A 24,599-nucleotide genomic window follows, 5' to 3' on the forward strand; every position below is an offset into this window, starting at 1 on the left:
AATGTTAACCATTAAAAGGATCAGGGTGTATGGGTTGGCTTTAATTGCTGTTGTAGCCGTATATTCCTGTGTTCCTTCAAAAACGCTGTTGGAAGAAAACTCAGAGGTGCCAGATCGGTACCAAAATCAATTGGAAGACAGTTTGAACAGTGCTAGTATCCAGTGGAAGGAATTTTTTTCAGATCCCCAGCTAAGTGCGTTGATAGATACGGCCTTGGTAAGGAATCAGGAACTGAATATTATACTTCAACAAGTGGAGATGGCCAATAATGAGATCAGGACCAGAAAAGGCGAATATCTGCCCTCTGTCAATATTCAGGCCGGAGCTGAAGTGGAAAAAGTGGGTGCTTATACCAGAAATGGTGCAGTGGAGGAGCATCTTGAAATTCGAGAGGGGGAGGAGTTCCCGGAACCTCTATCCAATTTTATGGTAGGAGCTTACGCTTCTTGGGAGGTGGATGTTTGGAAAAAGCTGCGAAATTCCAAAAAGGCTGCTGTTTTCGAATATCTCTCCTCTATTGAGGGAAAGAATTTTATGGTGACCAATCTGGTTTCCGAGGTAGCCGCTTCCTATTACGAGCTAGTGGCTTTGGATAGTCAGTTGGCAATTATTGAAGAAAACTTGGCCATTCAAACAAATGCCCTTGCCATGGTGAAGCTTCAGAAAACAGCGGCGAGGGCAACGGAGCTGGCCGTTCGAAGGTTTGAGGCAGAGGTGCTAAAGAATCAAAGTCAAAAATACGGCATACAACAGCAGATCGTAGAAACTGAGAATAAGATTAATTTTTTAATCGGTAGGTCGCCACAGCCTATTTTGAGGAATTCCGAAGGTTTTATAGATAAAGAGATTGCTGCCGTTAATCCTGGCATACCATCCCAATTGTTGCAGAACCGACCGGATATAAGGCAGGCAGAATATGAACTGGCTGCGGCCAAGTTGGATGTTAAAGTGGCCAAGGCCAATTTCTACCCTTCCCTAGGGATAAAGGCAGGTGTTGGATTGGAGGCCTTTAAACCGAAATTTCTAACTAGTACACCACAATCTTTGTTGTATAACGTAGTGGGGGATGTAGTGGCCCCGTTAATCAATAGAAATGCAATTAAGGCAGCTTATGGCAATGCCAACGCTAGGCAAATACAGGCAGTGTATGAGTATGAAAAGGCTATTTTAAATGCGTATATCGAGGTAGCAAATCAATTGTCAAATATTGATAATCTAAACAAGAGTTACGAATTAAAGGAGGGACAGGTACAAGCACTAAATGAGTCCATTGATATCTCTATAAGACTTTTTCAGTCGGCCAGGGCAGACTATATGGAGGTACTTTTGACCCAGCGGGATGCCCTCGAATCCAGTGAGGAACTTGTAGAGACCAAAAAGGACCAAATGTTGGCCAAGGTAGGTATGTATAGGTCCTTGGGAGGAGGTTGGGATAGATAAAGCTTATCCAAGGGTTGCCAATTATTTTGAAGGAAAGCCATTTTACATTCGTGTAGAATGGCTTTTCCTATTTTAAGGCTGATAAGACTTTTGGATTAAGTCCAAAATGAAGGGGCGCCTCAAATTTATTTGAGGATTATCCATAAACCTTATATATTTATTGTTCCCTATATTAGTAGCTTTATTAAAACCATCCAATTATATGAAAGTATTACCATTATTTTCCCTTGTTGCTCTTTGTCTAATATCAGTGTACAGTTGCGCTGAGAAAGAGGGGAAGAAGCCACAGAAACCCAATTTCCTGTTTATCATGTCCGATGATCATGCCTATCAGGCTATTAGTGCCTATAGCGATCATTTGATCCAAACCCCAAATATAGACCGTTTGGCCAAAGAAGGTATGTTGTTCAGAAATGCCAGTGTTACCAATTCTATCTGCGCACCTTCACGAGCCACCATTCTTACCGGGAAACATACCCACATTAATGGAAAAATAGACAATCACAATCCTTTCGATACTACTCAGGTTACCTTTCCGCAGATCTTTCAAAAGGCGGGTTACCAAACAGCCATGTTTGGGAAACTACATTTTGGGAACAATCCCAAGGGCGTGGACGAATTTATGATCCTTCCTGGGCAGGGACATTATATTAACCCGGATTTTATCACCCAAAAGGGAGATACCACTATTACCGGTTATGTAACGGATATTATTACGGACATGAGTTTGGAATGGTTGGATAAAAAACGGGATCCCAACAAGCCTTTCTTTTTAATGTATCTCCATAAGGCACCGCACAGACCATGGTGGCCAAGGGCGGATAAATTTAAGGAGTACACCCAAAAAACCTTTCCGCTACCAGAAACTTTATTTGACGATTACTCCAACAGGGGTACTGCTGCCAAAACTGCCGAAATGAATCTTTTATATCATATGGAGTATAGCCATGATAGCAAGATTTGGCCAGAAACCATAGAGGATATGGGCAATGTAGTACCTGTAGTACAAAATACCCAAGCCAATATTTATAACGAATTTAATCGTGCCAACGAAGCACAAAAGCAAGAATACAAGCCCATTATCGATGCTATTAATGAAGATTTTAGGGAAAAATGGCCTTCCATGACAGATAAGGAAAAAATGACTTGGAAATACCAGAGGTATATGCAGGACTATTTGGGAAGTATTTCCTCCGTAGACGACAATGTGGGAAGGGTATTGGATTATTTGGATAACAATGGCCTAGCCGAAAATACCATAGTAATCTACACCTCGGATCAAGGTTTTTATTTAGGGGAGCATGGTTGGTTCGACAAGCGTTTTATTTACGATGAGTCCTTTAAAACTCCATTGTTGATCCGTTGGCCCAATGAAATAAAACCGGGAACTACCGAGGAAGAAATGGTACAGAATCTGGATTTTGCCCAGACGTTTTTGGAGGCGGCACAAATCACAGCGCCGGAGGATATGCAGGGTGAAAGTTTAATGCCATTGTTAAAAGGTAAATCGGCCGAATGGAACCGCGAAGCTGTTTATTACCACTATTATGAATATCCCAGTGTGCATATGGTAAAACGCCACTATGGCATAGTGACCAAGGAATACAAACTTGCCCATTTCTATTATGACGTGGACGAATGGGAATTATATGATCGCAAGAAAGATCCCAAGGAATTGAACAATGTTTATGATGACCCGGCTTATGCAGAGATTGTGAAGGAACTGAAGGAAAAACTGGCCCAACTTAGGATAAAGTATAAGGATTCCAAAGAACTGGATGATAAGTATATTGAACAATCCAAGAAGTACTAAAGGATTTCATTATAATAAATAGGTGTCAAAAAAAAAGCGGGTATTATGCCCGCTTTTTTTTGTTGGATTTTTATCCAATGGGGACCTATTGCTGGAGTTTAAATTTGTAGTACGAGCCAACCTTAGTCGGCAAACAGGCTTTTCCAAGGGAAGCAGCGTATTATTAGCGGTAATTAAATTGAAAAGTCTATATGGATGACTAAAACACCGATAACAATAACTCCTTTCCCTAGTTAGGGAAGGTCGCTTCGAAAAAGGAGAAGTGGGAAGGGGTAGGAAGCACAAACCTTTCGGTAGAATGGCACAAATATGCTAACGCGAGTGTTTCCTCATTCCGTCCATTAGGGCAGGCACCTGTCGTTTCAGTGGTCACTTCGACAGAGTCCCTTTTTTCGGGACGACGAGAAGTCGCACAAGTAAGGTTTTAGTGAAGGTTTATTTGATCCCCTAGTTTGTAGAGTAGTATAGAGCACAGTTGATGTTTTTGATTGAGCTACTAGTGCGATTTCTCCTCCCTCTGGTCGATCGAAATGACCGGGATGGTCACCGCGACGGGGGGAGAAGCTGGAAGGGGTAAGAAGCCCTTGCTCGCGACAGCAGGAGTCACTTCGAAATGAGGTGCTTTTCGCACCGATTGAGAAGTCGCACTAGCTGGGTTTTTAATATTGGCATTTATAGAATTGGTAGTTCCAAGTTAAAACCTAAAAGCCCTATCAAACCTAGAATCTATACTAAGCTATTTTTAAGAATTTTATTGTCGACTTTTTTCTTGGATCATTTTTTGTTCAAAAGCAGCGTCATATTCATTGTTCTTTTGGCTTGGAACCAAGGCATTGGTTGCTTTGCGCCACTCCATTAATTTCTCAAGGAGTTCCAGTGTTTTATCAGGATTTTGTTCGGCAATATTATTTTCTTCACTTGGATCCGATATTAAATTGTAGAGTTCCAATGCGCCGTCTTCAAAATATTCATGTAATTTCCAGTCTCCCGAAATAATTACGGAACCTGGGCGGGTACGGAACAAGGGGTCGCGGCTACCGTCCTGTAAGCCCTGATATTCCTGAAGGTAGATGGGGAAATGAAAGAATAGGTCTCTTTTAACTTGGGATTTACCCGAAAATATAGGTTCAAGGTCAATACCGTCCATTAGCGGAGCTTTTTTATCCGGACTTGCTATATTTTGTAGGGTGGGGTAAAAGTCCATATTGCTTACACGGGCTGTAGCGCTGGAATTAGGTTTTATTTTTCCGGGCCATTTTATCAGTAATGGTACTCGGATTCCTCCTTCATAGTAAGAACCCTTCCCGGCACGTAAGGGGTTTTGTTCGGATATGGCCCTAATTCCTCCATTGTCCGAGGTAAATATTACTAAGGTATTTTTTTCCAGTCCGTTTGCCTTTAACGAGGAAAGTAGTTTGCCCACGTTTTCGTCCATGGAGGCCACCATAGCGGCATAATCCGGCCTGTTTTGTCCATTAGAACCTTTCTTGTCCTTAAATTTTTCAATCAGTTTCTCTTTTCCCATTATTGGGGTATGTACCGTATAGAATGGTAGGTAGAGGAAAAAGGTAGTATCCCTATATTTTTCTACAAAAGAGATGGCCTCTTTGGTAATACGGTCTGTTAAATATTCCCCATCAGGTCCATTGGTAATATGGTCTATCTTATAAGGGGAAAAGTACCCCCCTTTTCCAGGATTGCCCTTAGCGCTTCCACCAACATTAACATCTATCCCCTGTTCCTTTGGGTCATTGCCTACATGCCATTTCCCGAAACTTCCGGTGATATATCCGGCGGACTTCAGCATTTGTGGTAGTGTGTATATGGTGTCATTTAAGTGGTCCGTGTTTTTTATAGGGATAAGTTTTCGTGTCTTTGAATTTCCTCTGTCCGATGGGCTTACCGTATAAACGCCATGTCTCGGAGTATTAAGTCCGGATAGGAGGCAGGCACGGCTGGGTGCACAATTGGCAGCACCTGCGTATGCATTGTAAAATATCATACCCTCTTTGGCCAAAGCATCCAAATTGGGTGTTTCATAATACTCGCTACCCATAAATCCTAAATCCTTCCATCCCAAATCATCTACATTTATTAGAACTATATTGGGAAGTGCCTTGTTTTGATGGTTTTCTTTAGGGGATTTACAGGATAGGATGGAGCACATTATTGCCAAAACAATGGCTGGGAGGTATGGTCTTATTGGATTCATTTTTTTATGGCTAATTGGTATTTTATTTGATTTAAGATGCCTTTTCGACCTTCTCGGTTGAAAACTGCTTTGTATACTCTGTTGGACTTTTGCCGTACTCCTTACTAAAACATTTACTAAAGTATTTTTGATTGCTGAACCCGCACATATAGGCTACTTCTGAAACGTACATCTTGTTCTTCTTTAACAATTGTGCCGCCCTTTTTAAACGTATCTGTTTAATGAAGTTTACTGGTGTATCGTCCATAATGGATTGTACTTTTCTATATAGGTTGGCCCTGCTCATCCCCACTTCCGAGGCCAGGAACTCTACACTCAGTAAATTGTCATCCATAGAATCTTCTATAATTTGAACAAGCTTTTTAATAAACTTTTCATCATGGGAATCCACTTCAATTTCTTTAGGTTCTGTAGTGATTATTTTGCTATACTTTTCTTGGAGTTCTTTTCGGGTTATAAGTGCGTTTTTTACTTTCCATTTCACAAATTCTAAGCTAAATGGTTTTTCAATATAGTCCTCTGCCCCTAAACTGAGACATTCTATTTTTGTTTCTTCAGAATTTTTTGCTGTCAGCATAAAAATGGGAATAGTATTCACATCATTATTTTCTTTAACCCTTTTAAGCATGGACATGCCATCTTCTATGGGCATGAGTATGTCGCAAATAACCAGCTGGGGTTTATCTTTAATTATGGCGTTATAACCCTCTTGGCCATTGGAAGCTTCAAGTACATAGAAATCATGCTTCAATTCTTCCTTGACCATAAACCTCAGGTCATCATTATCCTCAACGAGTAGAATTTTGGGCTTATCTGACTTTATGGCTTGTGATTTCTCTTCAAATTCAGAGGAAACCTCCTCGATAACCTGAAATTCGGAATTATGAATAAAACTTTTTGTTAGTGGCTTGCCCGTATTAATTCTCTCTTTTTTATCGAAGGCATTTTTATTGATAGGGAGAAAAAAGGTAAACTCTGTGAATACGCCTTCTTCGCTTTCAACCCTAATGGCTCCGTGGTGCCTTTCAACAAGTTTTTGGACCAGTTCCATTCCAATTCCGGTACCAGGAATTTGATTACTATAGGCCTTTGTGGCCTGATAGTATCGGTCAAATATATGTGGAAGATCCTTTTTAGGGATTCCAATACCGTTATCCTTTACACTGCATTTAATGTATTTGCCATTTCCCCTTAGCTTTACCATAGAGAATAGATCATGGGTGTTGGCAAATTCAAGGGCAACATGTATTTCTCCTTTTTTAGGAGTGTATTTAAATGCATTTGATAAAAGATTAAAAAGGATTTTTTCCAAAATGTCTACATCGTACCAACCCCTAATTTCTTCTTTTTCGCAGTTGAAATCGTATTTTATTTCATAAATCCTGGCAAAATCGTTAAAGGCATTTTTTATAATGTCTATGTCCTTTACAATATCATTTTTTGAAATGTTCAATTTGAGTTTGCCTTCGTCAAATTTTCTGATGTCCATTATTTGATTGATCAGCCTATGCATTCTAAGGGTGTTGTTGTAGATGCGTTGGGAGGTAAGTGGACTTAAGGTAAAATTCTTTTCTTTGACCACTTTTTCTATTGTTCCTAGTATTAGAGCCAGGGGTGTGCGCAATTCATGGGAGATATCCGTGAAAAATACCATTTTCATACGGTTTATCTCATTGTCTTTTTCTCGGCTTATGGTCTCTGTGACTAAATTTTTCTTCAATGTATACCATCTTTGCACTAGTAAAAAGGTGATGTATATGCAAATAGCCAAAAGTACAATGTAAATGAAGTAAGCTAAGTTACTTCTCCAATAGGGAGGTGCAATCACGAAACTTAGTTCTGCTGGCGTAGTATTCCAAACCCCGTCGCTATTGGAGCTTTTTACCTTAAAGGTATATTTGCCAGGGGGCAGGTCATTATAATTGGCATTTCTGTTCGAAGCTTTGGTGTGGTGCCAAAAGTCATTGATGCCTTCCAACTTGTAGGTATATTCATTTTTATTTGGGGCGGTTAAATCTAAGGAAGAAAATTCAATGGCAATGTTATTGCTGTTGAAGGGCAGTTCCAGTTTTTTGGAAGGCCCTATGGTCTGTAGGGGCAATGAAAGGTTCTCCAAGGCGGATTCTGCAGATTCATTGCCAAGGATATTGAATTGGGTGATTATAGTATTAGGTAAAAGATCGGATTTCTGAAAATTTTTAGTGCGAACACTGTAAAATCCTCCTGGACAACCAAAATATAGTGTCCCGTTTTCGTCATTGCTATGGGAATTAAATATAAAATGACTTTCGGCCAAACCATCTTCAATCCCAAAATTCACGAATTTTTTTTCTTGGACATTGAAGCGGGAAATTCCCCTATGTGTACTGAGCCATAAATTCTGGGACATGTCCATTTCAATACTGGAAATGGTAGATGACACTAAGCCTTCCTTTTTGCCAAAGGAATTTATGGTTTCATCCTCGGCGTTGTAAAAATTTAATCCACCGCCCCTTGTTCCGATCCATAAGTTTCCTTGGCCCGTTTCCAGTAGGCTTAGAATGGCATTGGAAGAAAGGCCATCTTTATCATTAATGGTGGGATTGAACGTTTTTAATTCTTCATTAATCAGATCAACCTTAAAAAGTCCGTCTCCCCTGGTGCCGATCCATAAATTTTGCCTTCTGTCCAAGTGCATTACCGAAACGTTCTTTCCCATTAATAGGGAAATGGTCTTTTGTTTAAATTTGGAAATGTCGCTCCCGGAATGTACAATGTTGATTCCACCTCCCCAGAGTCCGACCCATATTTCATCTTTGTTTAGGGGGATAATGTCTTTAATGCCTTTTGAAAATTGTTGCAGGGTATCTACTCCTAAAGTTTGATTTGTTAGGGTGTAGTTGTTGGATTTTAAAAGTGCTCCGCCAAACCCGATTAAAAGTTCCTTGTTTTCATAATCTTTTTTTACAACAGTGTAATTTTCAGTGGTTCGAAGTAATAGTTCATTGGTGTTTAGTGTCTTGTTGAACCGGTAAAGCCCTTTTTGATTTATGGTCATTAAAAGCTCTCGGCTGTTTTCTTTTATTATTGATTGAGGGAAGAAATTGGTCAAATTTTCATCTATACCTGTATATTCGAAAATGGAAGTTCTTCCTATATATTTATTTACACCTTTGTTGGTGGCAATCCATAGGTTGTTATACCTATCAAGTGTCAAGGAGTTGATTCTACTTTGGGAAGATCTGTTTTGATTGTTGGAATTATTTATATTTTCAAATGAATATTCATTATTTTTCAGGGTTCCCTTTATTAAGCCGGAATGCGTTCCGATCCATAGTGTTGAGGTTGTCTCTTCCAAGACCAATGTGGTAATTTGGGGCAAAAGGGGTGTGTTACCTTGAAAATGGGTATAGGTTTCCAATATTTTTAATTTATTGTCGGCCTTACCATAACCTAGGAGAAAAAGGCCTTCTTTGGTACTTGCAATAAAAGTGTTGTTTTTTGTATTGATGAGCGTTTCGGTATTTTTTAGAAATCCAGACTCGATTAATTTATTATCCTTTCCTAAAGCAATTATGCCGTTGGGTGTGGCCAGCCAAATGCGCCCAAACTTGTCTTCTGCAAAATGATTGATTTGTTTATCGTTGGCCCAAATGCTATTATTTTGTTTGTAATTAAATTCGGTTTGAAATTGGATGTTTTCGACCTTTTCATTGGGAATTATTTTTACGATTCCAGTATTTCGCAAATTGGCCCAAATAGTGCCGTCCAAAGATTTTCCCAAAACTTTTGAGGTATTGTTTTTGTAATAGCCTTTGAACCAGTTTGTTTGTCTGTCGTAGAAAATTAAGTAGCTTTCACTTCCTATCCATAAGTTTCCAAGATCGTCTTCAACTATAGAATTTATAGTGTTGTTGGGAATCGAATGTTCATCAAAAACATCGAATTGATTTTCCATTAGAGTATGGCCATCATATCTGTATAGGCCACTATCTGTACCAAGCCAAAGAAAACCCAGGTGATCCTCAAATACTATGTTGGTCTTTTTGTTAAAGGGTACACCGTCTACATTTAGTTTTTGAAGGTTAGTGATATTCCCTTGGGCCAAACAGCTTAAGTGAATTAATAATGCAAAAAAGTAAAATGGTATGTACTTCATAGCTTGGAGCTGTTACCAGATATTAGCCGGGGGTTTTAATGAATAGGTCTGTATAAGACCATAATAATGTTAATAAATGTTAAAATTAAGGGTCCTTATTCCGAAATAAGGGGATCTAATGTCAAATATTAAGGGTAAATATGTTGCAAATTAGGCTATTCAGGCCTTTAAATCAAGGAAATGCAACATTATTGCACCAAATTGGGATTTATACTCCTATGTCCCATTTTATATTTACACCATGTCGATTGTTGTGGAATAATCGATCTAATTATTAACCAACAAACACCAATATGGAATTAAAAAGAATTTTATTACTTCTACTGTTTTTCAGTATAGTATCGCTTCAAGCTCAGCAAATTATAAGCGGAACGGTCGCCGATGAAACAGGTCAGCCCCTTCCTGGGGTGAATGTCTTGGTCAAAGGGACTACTACAGGAGCTGTTGCGGATTTTGATGGAAATTACTCCATTGCCGCGTCTGAAGGCGCTGTTTTGGAATTTAGGTATTTGGGCTTTATTGCTCAAAGTGTTCAGGTAGGAAAGTCTACTACTATTGATGTAGTGCTTCAGGAAGATGTTTCCCTTTTAGATGAGGTGGTGGTCATAGGCTATGGTACCTCTACCAAAAAAGATTTGGTATCTTCTGTGGCTTCTATCAAATCGGACGTCTTGGAAAACCAGCCCGTGGCTAGGGTAGACCAGGCCTTACAAGGTAGGGCTACTGGGGTGGAGGTTACCTCCAACAATGGAACACCGGGTACGGGTGCTACCATTCGTATTAGGGGTAATAGCTCCATTAACGGGAACAATGATCCGCTTTATGTTGTGGATGGATTTATAGCCGGTACTGGTTTTAATCTTAATACTATAAATGTCAACGATATCGAATCTGTTGAGATTTTAAAAGATGCCACTGCTCTTTCCATATACGGAACGAGGGGTGCCTCTGGGGTAATATTGATTACGACCAAAAATGGTAAGGGAATGGCTCCTGGTAAGCCAGTAATTGCCATTAATCATTACCAAAGTATACAGGAAACGGCCAACCGGATCAATATTCTGGGCGGACGGGATTTTATCGATTATAAAAATGAATCTTATCAGTTTGTACCGGGACCTGACGGTTTCGGGTTTACGGATACTTCCTTACCATTGGTGCTGGATCCTGAAAATACTACGACAACCGATTGGTTGGATTTAGTAGAGCAACCAGGTTCTATCTCCAATACCGATCTATCCATTACCGGTAATTCTGAAAATGCCAATTATTTTATATCTGGAAACTACTACAATCAAAAGGGATTGTTAAGGGGTTCTGGTTTGGAAAGAGTAAACTTTAGAACCAATGTGGATGTAAAGGTTTCCGATAGGCTTAAGACCGGGATCAGGACAAACTTGACCCATTACAAAATTGAAAACAATAAAGTAGATTATGGCAACATTGTTTCTAGCGTATTGCCTATACGACCTGTTTACCTTGAAGATGGAAGTTTCTCTTTTGAAAATCCTATAAGTGCTGGTCTGGAACGAAACCCGGAAGCGGATATACAACATAGAGTGGATCACGACTTGGTTACCCAAATCATTACGAATGCCTATGCTGAGTATGAATTGGCAAAAAACCTTTCTTTTAAATCTACTTTTGGTGCACAGTTAAACTATGTAAAGCAGAATAACTACTTGCCTGGGATTCTTCCCGAACGTGTAAATGGTGGTTTTGGTAGGATCAATACCAATTTCTCCAAGAGTTTATTGAATGAGAATACCTTAAATTATAACGTGGATTTGGGGAACCATTCCTTAAAAGTATTGGGAGGTTTTACTTGGCAGAAAGACAATAACGAAAGTACGTTTGCCGAAGCCGATAATTTTCCTAATGACGTAGTTTCGTTTAATAACTTGGCATTGGGTGATTCAGAAACAGCACTGGTTGGTTCCGGATATGGACAACGCACCCTGACTTCTTTCTTGGGTCGTGTCAACTATGGTTACAAAAGTAAATACTTGCTTACCTTGGTAGGACGTTATGATGGGTCCTCTGTATTTGAGACAGGTAATAAATATGCCTTTTTCCCTTCTGTGGGTGCAGCTTGGAACGTTGATGAAGAAGAGTTCATGGCAGATTCCAATCTAATCAACAGGTTTAAAATAAGAGGTAGTTATGGTATTGTGGGGGAACAAGGCGTTGCCGCTTACAATTCCATAGCCACTTATGCCAATACAACGACCGTCTTTAATGGTTCTCAGGTAAATGGAGTACTTGTTGGACAAGTTCCCAGTAGTGGTTTAACCTGGGAAACAACCAAGCAAATGGACATAGGTCTGGAACTTGGATTTTTGAACAATAGGATTTCCTTTGAAGCCGATTATTATAAAAAGACAACAGATGACCTACTATTGTCCGTGGCCTTATCTGGCCAGGTAGGAGCCAATTCAACTACCCAATTACAGAATTTAGGATCTGTAGAGAACAGGGGCTTCGAATTTGGTCTAAATACCATCAATGTACAGAATGATAATTTTACTTGGGAGTCCAATCTTAGTATATCTTCTAACAAGAGTGAGATATTGGAATTGGATGATCAGGAATATATCTCTTTGCAATCAACAGGAAATCAAGGAGGTAACTCTGCTAGGTTGATTGTTGGGGAGGCACTGCCAACCTTTGTAGGGGCTAGATACCTAGGTACCTATAAGACTGCTGAAGAGATTACGGCAGATGGTAGGGCGGGTCGCTCGTTTATTGGTGGTCCTAGATATGAAGATGTAAATGGTGATACCAATATTAATGACGAAGACTTTCAGGTACTTGGTAGTCCAATACCGGATTTTTACGGAGGATTTAGAAACACCTTTACCTATAAAAATCTATCCTTGGATGTATTTTTTCACGGAAGTTATGGTGCCGAAATCTGGAACGTACGAACACAGACAGCATACTATGGTAGGGGTGAACAAAATGTGGATCCTATCGTATTGCAACGTTGGATAGCAGGAGTAAATGAAACTTCCGATATCCCAAGGGCGGGACCATCCAATAGTCTATTTAATGTAAATAGTGATTTGAACATAGAAGATGGTTCTTATCTAAGATTAAAAACTATGTCTCTGAACTATAACATTCCTATGGAAGCAAAAGGGCTTGGAAGTGTATTCAGCTCAATGAATGTTTATGTAACCGGAACTAACCTTTTCCTTTGGTCAGACTTTACTTTGGGAGATCCAGAAGTAAATGCTTTTACAGCGGGTAGCGGACTAGGTTCTGTTTCCCAGGGTTTTGCTTCAGGCCAATATCCTTATGCTAAGACAATAACCCTAGGTGTAAAACTAGAATTTTAAAAAAAAACAGATATGAAAACTAATATAACGAGCAAATTTTTGATGTTGCTTATGGGCTTAATTATTTTGAGCTCATGTGACAAGTTTCTGGAAGAAGATTTAAGGGACGAGATTACCCCGGATTCTTTTTTCACCAACGATAAAGAAGCCGAACTTGCTGTAAACGGTGTCTACAGGTTATTTCACAATAACAACCTTTACGCACAACGCGGACTGGACAATTATTACACAAGCGGTGCCGACATACAGGCGGCCAGTAGAAACGTGAACAATGAGATACACAATTACCTTATACAAGAAGGTACGGCAGATGGCAATGGTACCTGGATTTACCTATATCGTGTGGTAAACAATACTACCGAGTTTATCTCGAATATTGAAGGTAATGAAAGTTTATCGCAAGAAGCCAGAGATCAAAGAGTGGGAGAGCTTTTGTTTTTAAGAGCGTTGGCTTATTATCACTTGACCAATCTTTGGGGAGACGTTCCTTTTTATACCGAGCAATTACCAGTGCCAGAAAGGTCCACACTAGGTAGAACGCCAAAAGCGGAAATAAGAAGCGCTATGAAAACAGATTTGGCAAAGGCTTTTGACTTGTTGCCGACCTCTTATTCCGGTGGTAATTTGGGTAGGGCTACTAAATGGGCAGCAGCAACACTTAAGGCCAAGTATCATCTTTTTGATAAAGAGTGGGGATTGGCGAAAATTGAATGTGATAAGGTAATTGATGAAAGTCCACATAGGCTCTTGGATGATTATGCCGATGTATTCGATCAATCGGATCCAAGCAACCAATACAATGATGAATATATTTTTGTAATCGATTTTGAGGCAGATTTAGTAGGTGAATTGTCTACTACAAGAACAGATGATTACAACCCACGTATAAGGGACGAACCTGCAAACCGTAATAAAGATACCGTGGTAAACGGGGTTTCCGGTTCCAAGGTTAATATATTTCAAGGCCTTTTGCGTGAACGAAGTGAAGATATGACCGGTTATGGTTGGTCAGTGCCTTTGCCAGAATTTGCCTTAAGGGAAAATTGGCAGGATGGGGATTTACGCTATGATGCTACTATTGTTACCGAATATTTAGGGTGGAAATTATCTTTCCCATACTTTCGTAAAAATTGGAATTTGGACCAGGAAAATTCATTGCGTGGCAATCACCCTGAGAACTATATCGTATTCCGTTTAGCTGACGTATATCTTATGGCGGCTGAGGCTGAAAACGAAGCCAATGGCCCAGGTAATGCCTTTGCCTATGTGAATAAAGTAAGGGAACGCGCTTTTGAACCAGATCAACCTTGGAGCGGAATGTCACAAGTTCAATTTAGGGAAGCCATGTACGATGAACGAAAATTTGAGCTAAGTGCAGAAGGACATCGCCGAATGGATCTTATTCGTTGGGGTATTTTGTTGGACAGGGTTAAGACGGTTCAACATAGGGCGTGGAACAATCCGGCTGCCAACATACAGCCTTACCATGTTTTATTACCTATCCCACAGAATCAATTGGAATTGAATCCAAATTTATTGGAGTCGGATCCTACCAACAATGGGTACAGATAATGCCAAAATTAAGTTACTTCCATGGGGCAAATTTAATCTGCCCCATGGTTTTTATGATACCATTTCAATGATGAGACAACCTTCTTATTTAGTTATATTTTTATTATTGATTATCGGCTTGTCCTCTTGCAAAAACAAGGGACAGCTAACAGATGCATCCAAAACTGATAGCACCCAGGAAAAGGTTGCCAAACCCAATATTGTTTACATCTTGGCAGATGATTTGGGTTATGGGGATCTAAGTGCGTACGGACAGCAGAAGTTTACCACACCCAACATAGATAAGTTGGCTGAGCAGGGAATGCTTTTTACCGAACATTACTCCGGGAGTACGGTATGTGCCCCGTCTAGATCTGCATTGTTGACAGGTATGCACACAGGCCATACGTTTGTGCGAGGCAATAAGGAAATACAGCCCGAGGGGCAGTATCCCATTCCCGATAATACCTATACATTGGCGGAGGCCATGAAAAAAGCTGGTTATGCCACCGGTGCTTTTGGTAAATGGGGGCTTGGTTACCCAGGTTCGGAAGGAGATCCATTGAACCAAGGGTTCGATACTTTTTTTGGGTACAATTGCCAACGCCTTGGACATAATTACTACCCACGTCACCTGTGGGCCAATACAGATTCCTTGGTGCTGGAGGAAAATTCAGGGAAGCAAAAAGGGATTTATGCTCCCCAGCTTATCCATGAGAAAACTTTGGATTTTATTGAATTCAACAAGGATAATCCATTTTTTCTCTATGTAGCATCTATTATACCACATGCAGAACTTGCAGCGCCAGAGGAAATAATGCAAAAATACAGAGGCAAATTCCCTCCTGAAAAGGCCTATAAAGGTGTGGATGATGGACCTGAATATAGAAATGGGCCTTATGAATCACAGAAAGAAACCCATGCCGCCTTTGTGTCCATGATCCATATTTTGGATAATCAAGTTGGTGAGATTATGGCGAAATTGGAACAGTTGGGTATTGCAGATAATACCATAGTAATGTTTACATCGGACAACGGCCCCCACACCGAAGGTGGTGCCGACCCGGATTATTTTAATAGCAACGGTCCGTTCAAGGGAACCAAGCGGGATCTTTATGAAGGAGGAATCAGGGTTCCGTTAATTGTTAAATGGCCCGGACACGTTAAACCAAATACTAGAACAGATCATGTATCTGCATTTTGGGACGTATTTCCAACATTTGCAAGTATTGCCGATATGGAAGTCCCACCTTCTTTAGATGGTGTTTCCTTTTTACCTACCCTTTTGGGAGAGGAAAAAGAGCAAAAAAAACACGAATATCTGTATTGGGAGTTTCATGAGAAAGGTGGCAGGCAAGCCATTAGAAAAGGCAATTGGAAAGCCGTGAAATACAATGTTTTTGCATCGAACGAGGACCAGATGGAACTTTATGACCTTGATGCCGATATTGGAGAAGAAAATAATGTTGCCAAGGAATATCCGGAAATTGTAGAGGAAATGAAATTGCTTTTTAAGGAGGCAAGGACACCTTCCGAAGTATTTACTTTTGATCAAGGCACCTATTTGAGTGTAGAATAAAAAATTATTAGTAGTTAGATTAGTTTAGTTTTTAAAGAGCCCTATCATTATGTATAGGGTTCTTTTTATTAATTTGTTTCGTCCATTACAACAGATCTATAAGTGTTGTTTAGGATAAAAAATTATTTTTTCCCACTATAGAATCCGTAAATAGCAGCGATGAAAAATTGGTTAAAATTATACTTCATTTGGTGCGCCTTTAATTGGGCGGGGGCACAACAAAATCCTGCAATAGAGGTCCAAATAAATAAGAATACCCATTTCCAGACCATTCACAATTTTGCAGCCTCCGATGCTTGGGCTGCCCAGTATATAGGCTTATGGCCCAATGAAAAAAAGAAACAAATGGCCGAGTGGTTATTTAGTTTGGATAACAATCCGGATGGATCACCAAGAGGAATTGGCCTTTCGGCATGGCGTTTTAATATTGGGGCAGGAAGTAGGTCCCAAGGTGAAGAAAGTGGCATAAAGGATCCATGGAGAAGGGCCGAAGGCTTTTTACAGGATGATGGGAGTTATGATTGGCGAAAGCAAGCAGGACAACAGTGGTTTTTACAAGCGGCAAAAGATCGGGGGGTGGACCAATTCATTGCTTTTGTCAATAGTCCGCCAATACAATTGACCAGAAACAATAAGGCACATTCCGATGATGGCTTGGCGGCCAATTTATCCCAGGATAACTATGTTGATTATGCCCACTTTCTTGCGCGGATACTAAAACATTTTAAGGATAGTCTAGCAATAGATTTCGATTATATGAGTGCGTTCAACGAGCCCCAGTGGGAGTGGAAAGGCGGACAGGAAGGCTCACCTTGGAACAATAATGAATTGGCCAATGCCACAAGGGTAATCGATTCCGTTTTTACCCAACAAAAAATAGATTCCAAAATAGAACTTACGGAGGCCGGGGCCATAGACTATTTAACAGGGGAAAAAGAAAAGCATAATAACAGGAGCAACCAAATTGAAACTTTTTTTAGCCCTGAGAGTCCCAACTATATAGCCAATTTAAAATCGGTGGCTCCAAAGGTGGCTGCACATAGCTATTTTACTACCTGGAATATTTCAAAACTTAAAAAGGAAAGGGGGCGAATCGCCGAAAAACTGCTTAAGTATCCTTCTTTGGAATATTGGATGAGCGAATACTGTATTTTGGAGAACAATGAGGAGATTAAAGGAAAAGGCAGGGATTTGGGCATGCAGACGGCACTTTATGTGGCCCGTCTTATCCATGCCGATCTAACCATTGCCAATGCCAGTGCTTGGCACTGGTGGTTGGCCATGAGTCCTTACGATTTTAAGGATGGATTAATTTATGTTGATAAGGAAAGCAGGGATGGGAATTTCTACGGCTCCAAATTACTTTGGGCCTTGGGAAATTATTCAAGGTTTATTAGGCCCGGGGCCAAGAGGGTATCGATTGCCTATGATGATTATAATACAGAGGAAAACCTAAAGGCCGGGGTGTTGCTATCCGCCTATAAAAATATCGATAATAGCCTTGTGGTTGTTGCCGTAAACCAGCAGGAAAAAGCTATCGATTTAAAGTTGAATAATACCGATTTACATTCAACCAGTATGGAACGCTTTGTGACCAATAACCAATATGACCTTCAAAAAATGAACGATAATGTCAGGGATGGGGGTAAAATTGAAATAGCCGGAAAATCTGTGACGACCTTGGTTTTTAATTTAGCCGAATAAAAATCCCTTTGCTGGCGTGAGCGTTACGCCCGTGTCACATGCTGGGCCCAAACTAGAGTTCTTTTAGTCTTTTATGCACTTAATAAAAATATGGGTTGGTCTTCCTTTACATTCACTATTTCGTAAAGTCCTACTTGGTCAAATTCAGCATGTACGGTTTCCCTGTCTTAATAAAAGGTTTTTTGGCACCTTCATGAAATTCGTACCGGTCTTTGCTGATTGGTTTTCCTTTGCCAGAATGTAGGGCGTCCTTGGTTGTTATTGTAAAAATCATATAACCGTTTTTGCCTTCGTTTCGGGTATTTTACAAGCCCATTCAAAAGGGAAAGCCTTCATTGGATTTGGAATGGAGCGGTCCAGGGTTGGAAGGGGAGAGCAAAGCGGCAAGCGCGTTTTATAAACTATAAGAAATGGCGGTAATATAGAATTCAATAAATTTTTGCATAAATAAATACGACAATGGTTATTGCTGTATTTGGGTTCACTGTAGGATAAAAAGTGTAAGCGCTCTTGGAGCTCATCGTTATAGTTGATTTTTATTTAAATCAGCCCCATGTTGGAAGCTATATAAACTAGATGGGTGGTATTTGAGGCATCGAAATAGTCCTTTAATTTACTGATATTAGCCTCAACTGATCTTATACTATTGGGTGAAATGCCGTCCTCTTTGAGCAATATGCTAATTTCATTCTGTTTATAGCCTATGGCCAATAAGGACAACAATTTTTGGTCATAATCATTCAGTTCCAGGGTGTTTTTTTGCTGTAGGGCGGCAGTTGCAATGGGGCAGGTGTAGGATTCGTTTTTGGCAATAGCTTCAATACTGTTCTGAAGCTCTCTTAGTCCGTTCAAACCCTTGCAAACATAACCATCAATTTTCTGGTCTTCAAATAAGGATTTTATGGTGTTGTGGTTGTCTTCCACAGAAAAAACCACCACTTTTATTTCTGGATAAAATTCTTTTATAGCCGTAATAAGTTCCTGGCCGTTTTGAAGTTTTTTTTTATTCCTGGGATCGTCGAAGGACAAATCGGTTATTAACAGATCATAAGGCGTGCCATCGAGGATTGCCCTTTTCAGTTTCAAAAGGGCTTCGTCACAGTATTGGGAATGGCCAATATTGTTGTATCCCAATGAATGAAGCATGGTGGTAACCCCCAAATTATTGCTGTCTATATCCTCAGATATAAATATTTTATCAAATCGCATATGTATTTTTAAATGGCAAACTTAATTGTAGCCGTGACACCTTCGTTCGGTTTGGAATCGAAATTAATATTTCCGTTTATACCATTCATGCGGTTTTCCACATTCTTAAGTCCATTTCCTGAATAATTCTCCGTTGTATTAAAACCTACTCCATTGTCCACATACTTAATTACAACTTGTTTATTGTTCTTGGTACAGGTAATGGCGACCATGGAAGCCTGACTATGTTTCTTCATGTTGACCAGTAATTCTTGCAGTACCCTATATACCTCAATTTTAGCTTCTGCAGATACGTTGTCCCAAAAATCCGAAGGCAGTTCCTTGGTTATTAATTTAGTTTTGGGAGAGCTATAGGAATTAAGAAGGGCCAAAAATTCCTTTTCAAAGTTTTCACCTGTATCAATGGCGGTATATTCCTTGCTGATATCCCTTATTCTTTTATAAATAGTGTTTAAGCCTTCCAGAATTATGACCTTTTCGGAAGCCACTATTTCCTGAGGGTCTTTTTGTACTTGGGTCATGAGGTAAAAAATATCATTGCCAAGTTCGTCGTGCAATTTTTTAGAAAGGCGTAGCTCGGTCTTATAGGCCACCTCCAATTGCTCCTTTTTTTTCTGTTGATTTTTATAAAAGACCACAAACACAATAACAATAATTGAAATTACTGTGGCGGACAGAGCCATAATATTCTGTTTTTCTTTATTGGCAACTTGGGCCAATAGCATAAGGTTCCTTTTTTCTAAAGTGTCGTTGTCATATTTCGTAGCGGCATAAATAGAACGAACGGCCTGTTTTGTTTTTTCAAGCTTGTTCTGCACCTTGGAATAAAAGATGGCCTCTTCGGAAACATCCTGTCCTAAGGATTTTTTTAAGGGCAATAGTAAATCCAAAGCTTCCAAAATAGCGACGGAATTATTTAGTTTTTTCGAGTAGGCAAAGGCTTTTTGGGCATAGGCCAAAGCCAAGGGTTTATTGGTTTCAAAATAATATTCTGCCAAATGAATGGTACTGGATATTAATCCGGAAACCGTATTTAATTCCTGCCGTATTTCCAAGGAGTTTAAGAGGAGGGACTCGCTCTCTGGGTTATTCTTGTTTTCCAACCACTTAAAATGGCCCATATTACAAATGGCGCGTGAATATTGAATTTGATTATTCCCTTTGGTACTTCGTGCTATGCTATCCAAAATGCTAAAACTGGAATTGTATCTGCGCAGTTCCGCCAGGATATTAGCTCTTGTGATGGTAATAACCGACAAATTTTCTGTTGTTATGTCCGCGGAAGGATGTGCGTTTAGCAAGCTAAAAATTTTGTCGTTCCAGCGGAGGGCTTCCTTGTCGTTTCCTAATTCTTTCTGACAGACCGAAATTGTTTGATACAGACCGGTGATAGATTCTATTTCATTGGAGCCTTCCAGATATTTTAGACCCTCGGTTGCGGTTATCATACCGCCATTGTAATCGCCCAGACTTTTCTGAATGTTGGCCATATCCAGCAATCGGTCTCCAGTTCCAATACTGTCATGTAACTTTAAATTCATTGAATAGGTTTTGTCAAAATAGAAGTAGGCGGAATCCAATTGATCCAATATTTTATAATAATATCCCAGCCTCCAATAGGCATTGTTTATATAACTACTGTCCGATGCCAATTTGGCCTTTAAGAGCAATTTTTTGGAATGGACAATAGCGTTTTGGTAGTCCTTCTTTTTAGCAAAACCCCCAATTTGTTTTTTGAGTTGTTCTAATGAGTCTGTTGGTTTTTTAACTGTAGCAGAATAGTAGTAATTGGAATTTGCAATGCCATTTTCAGAGAACAAAGCTGCTATACAACAATTGTAAATAAGGACAAAAATGAGGGACAGGCCAAACTTAAATTTCATCCCCCCAAAATACAAAAAGCCTTCAGATTATTGAAGGACATTTCTGATTTAGAGATCAAAATAAATAAACCCATTTTGTAATAGCTCGGGTTTTTTTTCGGTATTATATTTGGAAAGAATCAACTGTTCAAAGCTTGCAGCACGCGCTCTGGTGAGAAAGGCAAATGGCGCAGTGGTTTCCCCGTTAATCTCAAAAAGGCATTGGCTATGGCACAGGCCACCATGGGTGTTGCAGTTTCTCCTACCCCTTCGGGAATTTCTGCCGATTCAAGGATTACAGTTTCAACACTATCAGGGATATCCTGCATCCTAAGTAAATTATAATCGTGATAATTGGACTGTTGTACCCGGCCGTTCACAATGGTAATTTGTTCTTTGAGAACACTGCTCATGCCCATAATGATGCCACCTTCCATTTGGGCCTTTACATTGTCTGGTTGCACCACCACCCCGGCATCCAAGGCAATCCAAAAATGGTGTACTTTGATATTTCCTGTACTTCGGTCTATCGATATTTCACACACTCCTGTTCCCAAAGACCCGTGTTCCACAAAGGCCATGCCTTTGGCCCTACCTTCAATAGAAGGGGTATTCCAACGGGAGATTTCTGCAGCTTTTTCCAGTGTAGCCAATGCCCGGGGTGCTTTGGCCATTAATTTTCTCCTAAGATCCAAAGGATCTAAATTTTGGTCCCGTGCAATTTCATCCAGCATACACTCAATGGCAAATTTGTTGGGGCCATGTCCTACGGCACGCCAATGTTTTAGGCGAATGCCATTGGAGGCTTCTCTCCATTCCGCAAATTGGTTGGGGATATCATAGTGGTCATTGGCCACTGCACTGGCCACCAAGTTTCCTCCGTCTCCTACCACAGCGTGCGAAAATGACGTGATGTTCCCATTATAATCTGTGCTGGCCGTAAGTCGCTGTAAGGAAAGGGGGCGAAAGGCGCCATAGGTAACATCGTCCTCCCTGGACCATATTAGTTTTACGGGAAGTGGTGCCATTTCTTTTGCCAGGTAGGCACATTCCTCCACAAAATCGTTCATGCTTCTTCTGCCAAATCCACCTCCCAAATATTGCAGGTGTACGTTAACATTTTCCGGGGCTATTCCGAGAATTTTGGGCACTCCCAACTTGGTGTCCGTACCCTGCTGGCTACCTACCCAAACTTCGGCACTGCCACCATCTTCCGCAACCTTCACCACCGCATTCAGCGGTTCCATTTGGGCATGGTATACATAATCGTTTTTATAGTCCACCATATAGGTTTTGGCGGCCGTTCTTTTGGCCTTGGCAACATCGCCAATTTCTATGATGACCTTGCCCTTTTCTTTTTGTGAGGCTATTTTTTTATAGGTGGTATATACTTCCTGTGAGTTGTGACCGCTTGCCTTGGACTCGCTCCAATCTATTTTTAGGCTTTGTTTGGCATTCAAGGCCTGTTCCAGGGTCTTGGCCACGACTCCTATGGCATAATCCAAGGGGATTATTTTTAAAACCCCCTCCATGGCCAGAATTTCGGCTTCATTGGTCAGGCTGGGCCTTGAACCGTGGAGGTTGCCTCTTTCCAAAACTCCGTAAACCATTCCCGGCAAACGGATGTCTATGGCGAACATGGCACTACCGTCTACCTTGGCAGGGATTTCGGTACGGGGAATGTCTTTTCCGACCAGCTGGAAATCCTTGGGATTCTTTAATTGTGCTTCGCTAAGGTCGGGTAGTGTTTCTGGCATTTCCAAAAAAGGAACCAGGGCTCCGTAACTTATTTTTTGGTTGGTTTTTCCATGAAGTACATGACTATTGGATGTTGTAAGTTCCTCTATGGGTACTTCCCAATGTTTGGCAGCACTGCTTATTAAAACATAGCGGGCCTGGGCGCCTGCTTTTCGCATAACATTGTAGTAGCTATTTGTTGTCCTGCTGCCTACCGTAAACATTAGCTTACTGCCCGGGGCCCATCCCGGGGAACCGTAGATCTCCGATTCTTGTGGGGAAAATTCCACCTTCACCATAGACCAGTCGGCATCCATCTCCTCGGCAAATATAAGTGGTAAGGAGGTCATGGATCCCTGTCCCATTTCGGCCGCCGGATTATATATGGTAATTAAGCCGTCCTCGGACAATTTCACCCAGGCCGTAAGTGGCTGTTGGGCGAGTTGTTCCTTAATTTTTTTTGGATCTTTGCAGGATATCATTTGCGGCAGTATACCGGATATGCCGATAAAGAGAGCCACCCCAGAGGATGATTTCAGAAACTTCCTTCTACTAATTTCGGTTTTCGTTTTAACCATGGCTTTAGTTTTTAATGGATGTTGGGGTTTTGGAGGCCAATTCAATGGCCTTGATAATACGCAGGTAGGTGCCGCAGCGGCAAAGGATGCCGTTCATATGGGTCTTTATTTCCTCCCTTGTGGGATTGGGATTGCTTTCCAAGAGGGCTACGGCCTGCATGATCTGCCCGGACTGACAATAACCGCATTGCGGTGCTTGGGCCTCGATCCACGCTTTTTGTACGGGATGATCCCCGTTATTGGACAAACCTTCTATGGTCTTAATTTTTTGTCCGCCGGCATAATTGTCTACTTGAAGAAGACAGGCCCGCACAGGTTGATTATCAATATGCACCATACATGCCCCACATTGCCCTATGCCACAACTATATTTGGTGCCGGTAAGGCCCAAATGTTCCCGCAATACCCAGAGTAGGGAAGTGCCTTCAGTAACTTCTACTTTATGTTTTGTGTTGTTGATATCTAGTTGAAACGTAGCCATGATACACAATGTTTTCTATTAAATTACTGAAAAAGAAGGATGTAGCCTATTTGGGGCTTGAAAATTTTTTGGAAAATCGGGCATTTGTTAAAGTGATAGGAATAGTGCTGATGACCCTCGCGGGGAAGATTGCATATCCTGAACGCCATGACTTTTACCCAGTTCCCTTCATTTCACCTAGGACTTAGGCTTCCAATCCCTTCCGTCGTCCACTACTAGCGGAGGATCTCCATCGCTGGCGCGATCGTCACGCTCGTGCCCCTCGCTGCCCAAACTAGAGTTTTTTTAGTTTTTCTTGCACTTAATTAAAAACATGGGTTGGTCTTCCTTTACCTCCACAATTTCGTAAAGCCCAGTTTGGTCAAATTCGGCGTGTACTGCTTCCCTGTCGTAATAATAAATTTTGGCACCTTCATGAACTTCGTACCTGTCTTTACTGATCATTTTTCCTTTGCCGAAATTTGGGGCATCTTTGCTTATTGCAGTAAAAACCATATAACCGTTTTTGCCCAGTTGGTGATAGCAGTCTTGGATTAGTTTTATTCTTTCGTTCTTGTTCAAAAGATGGATCAAGGCATGACAAAAAATGCCATCATATTTCTTTTCATCAAAAGGCATAGCGGAAACAGATCCGTGATAAATGGTCATGCCATTTCCATAATGTTTTTTTGCTAGTGCAATGGCTGTTTTGGAAATTTCTATCCCTGTAACATTAATGTCGTTCTCTATAAAAATTTGTGCGTTACGACCGTAACCAATACCTGGAACTAGCACGTTTTTAACGGATTGCTTTATAAAAATTTCTTTTGTTATAACAGCTGATTTTGCAGGTTCAAAGCCCCACATTGCCTGTTTTCCAATAAAATTCGTTTCCCAAAATTCTGACATAACAGTATATTTTCTATACAAATGTTGTCATTGAAAAATTCAACAAAAATTCATCGCAGGCTTAT

14 protein-coding genes are annotated in these 24,599 nt (G+C 40.6%); 6 read left to right on the top strand and 8 right to left on the bottom strand.

Annotated features, from left to right (window positions below):
• Position 1 precedes the first annotated feature (1 nt).
• Together KO529_RS17450 and KO529_RS17455 are read left to right on the top strand one after the other, a co-directional pair.
• Positions 2-1,441, top strand: coding sequence for a TolC family protein (locus KO529_RS17450; protein ID WP_252734466.1), 1,440 nt, complete (start codon positions 2-4; stop codon positions 1,439-1,441).
• Between the two features lie 202 nt (positions 1,442-1,643).
• Positions 1,644-3,254: a sulfatase family protein gene (locus KO529_RS17455; RefSeq protein ID WP_215949153.1), complete on the top strand. Its 1,611-nt coding sequence runs from the start codon at positions 1,644-1,646 to the stop codon at positions 3,252-3,254.
• A gap of 751 nt (positions 3,255-4,005) precedes the next feature.
• Here the strand turns inward: KO529_RS17455 and KO529_RS17460 are convergent.
• Together KO529_RS17460 and KO529_RS17465 are read right to left on the bottom strand one after the other, a co-directional pair.
• Positions 4,006-5,466: a sulfatase gene (locus KO529_RS17460; protein ID WP_215949154.1), complete on the bottom strand. Its 1,461-nt coding sequence runs from the start codon at positions 5,464-5,466 to the stop codon at positions 4,006-4,008.
• 31 nt (positions 5,467-5,497) lie between these two features.
• Positions 5,498-9,604, bottom strand: coding sequence for a two-component regulator propeller domain-containing protein (locus KO529_RS17465; RefSeq protein ID WP_215949155.1), 4,107 nt, complete (start codon positions 9,602-9,604; stop codon positions 5,498-5,500).
• Positions 9,605-9,897: 293 nt separating this feature from the next.
• On the opposite strand from KO529_RS17465, the gene KO529_RS17470 reads away from it, so the two are divergent.
• The 4 genes from KO529_RS17470 (at position 9,898) to KO529_RS17485 (ending at position 17,779) form a co-directional block, all read left to right on the top strand.
• The gene (locus KO529_RS17470) at positions 9,898-12,945 is read left to right on the top strand and encodes a SusC/RagA family TonB-linked outer membrane protein (protein WP_215949156.1); all 3,048 of its coding nucleotides are present in this window, start codon (positions 9,898-9,900) and stop codon (positions 12,943-12,945) included.
• 12 nt (positions 12,946-12,957) lie between these two features.
• Positions 12,958-14,517 (top strand): RagB/SusD family nutrient uptake outer membrane protein, encoded by a 1,560-nt coding sequence (locus KO529_RS17475; RefSeq protein ID WP_215949157.1) that lies wholly within the window; start codon positions 12,958-12,960, stop codon positions 14,515-14,517.
• A complete protein-coding gene (locus KO529_RS17480) occupies positions 14,504-16,075 on the top strand; it encodes an arylsulfatase (RefSeq protein ID WP_215949158.1) in 1,572 nt (523 codons plus the stop codon). The genes KO529_RS17475 and KO529_RS17480 overlap by 14 nt, the downstream gene beginning before the upstream one ends.
• 159 nt (positions 16,076-16,234) lie before the next feature.
• Positions 16,235-17,779, top strand: coding sequence for a glycoside hydrolase (locus tag KO529_RS17485; RefSeq protein WP_215949159.1), 1,545 nt, complete (start codon positions 16,235-16,237; stop codon positions 17,777-17,779).
• A gap of 130 nt (positions 17,780-17,909) precedes the next feature.
• On the opposite strand, the gene KO529_RS17490 is transcribed toward KO529_RS17485, so the two are convergent.
• The 6 genes from KO529_RS17490 to KO529_RS17515 all read right to left on the bottom strand — a co-directional run bounded on the left by KO529_RS17490 (position 17,910) and on the right by KO529_RS17515 (position 24,534).
• A complete protein-coding gene (locus tag KO529_RS17490) occupies positions 17,910-18,053 on the bottom strand; it encodes a hypothetical protein (RefSeq protein WP_215949160.1) in 144 nt (47 codons plus the stop codon).
• Positions 18,054-18,319: 266 nt separating this feature from the next.
• Positions 18,320-18,988 (bottom strand): DNA-binding response regulator, encoded by a 669-nt coding sequence (locus KO529_RS17495; protein WP_215949161.1) that lies wholly within the window; start codon positions 18,986-18,988, stop codon positions 18,320-18,322.
• Between the two features lie 8 nt (positions 18,989-18,996).
• Positions 18,997-20,871: a sensor histidine kinase gene (locus KO529_RS17500; RefSeq protein ID WP_215949162.1), complete on the bottom strand. Its 1,875-nt coding sequence runs from the start codon at positions 20,869-20,871 to the stop codon at positions 18,997-18,999.
• A gap of 119 nt (positions 20,872-20,990) precedes the next feature.
• Complete coding sequence (locus KO529_RS17505; protein WP_215949163.1) at positions 20,991-23,165, bottom strand: xanthine dehydrogenase family protein molybdopterin-binding subunit; 2,175 nt, start codon at positions 23,163-23,165, stop codon at positions 20,991-20,993.
• Positions 23,166-23,169: 4 nt separating this feature from the next.
• Positions 23,170-23,646 carry a (2Fe-2S)-binding protein gene (locus tag KO529_RS17510; protein ID WP_215949164.1) on the bottom strand — a complete coding sequence of 159 codons (477 nt, stop codon included), beginning with the start codon at positions 23,644-23,646 and terminating at the stop codon, positions 23,170-23,172.
• 285 nt (positions 23,647-23,931) lie between these two features.
• Complete coding sequence (locus tag KO529_RS17515) at positions 23,932-24,534, bottom strand: class I SAM-dependent methyltransferase (protein WP_215949165.1); 603 nt, start codon at positions 24,532-24,534, stop codon at positions 23,932-23,934.
• Between the last annotated feature and the right edge of the window lie 65 nt (positions 24,535-24,599).

Source organism: Arenibacter algicola (assembly GCF_018860365.1).
In the GTDB taxonomy this organism is placed as follows: domain Bacteria; phylum Bacteroidota; class Bacteroidia; order Flavobacteriales; family Flavobacteriaceae; genus Arenibacter; species Arenibacter algicola_B.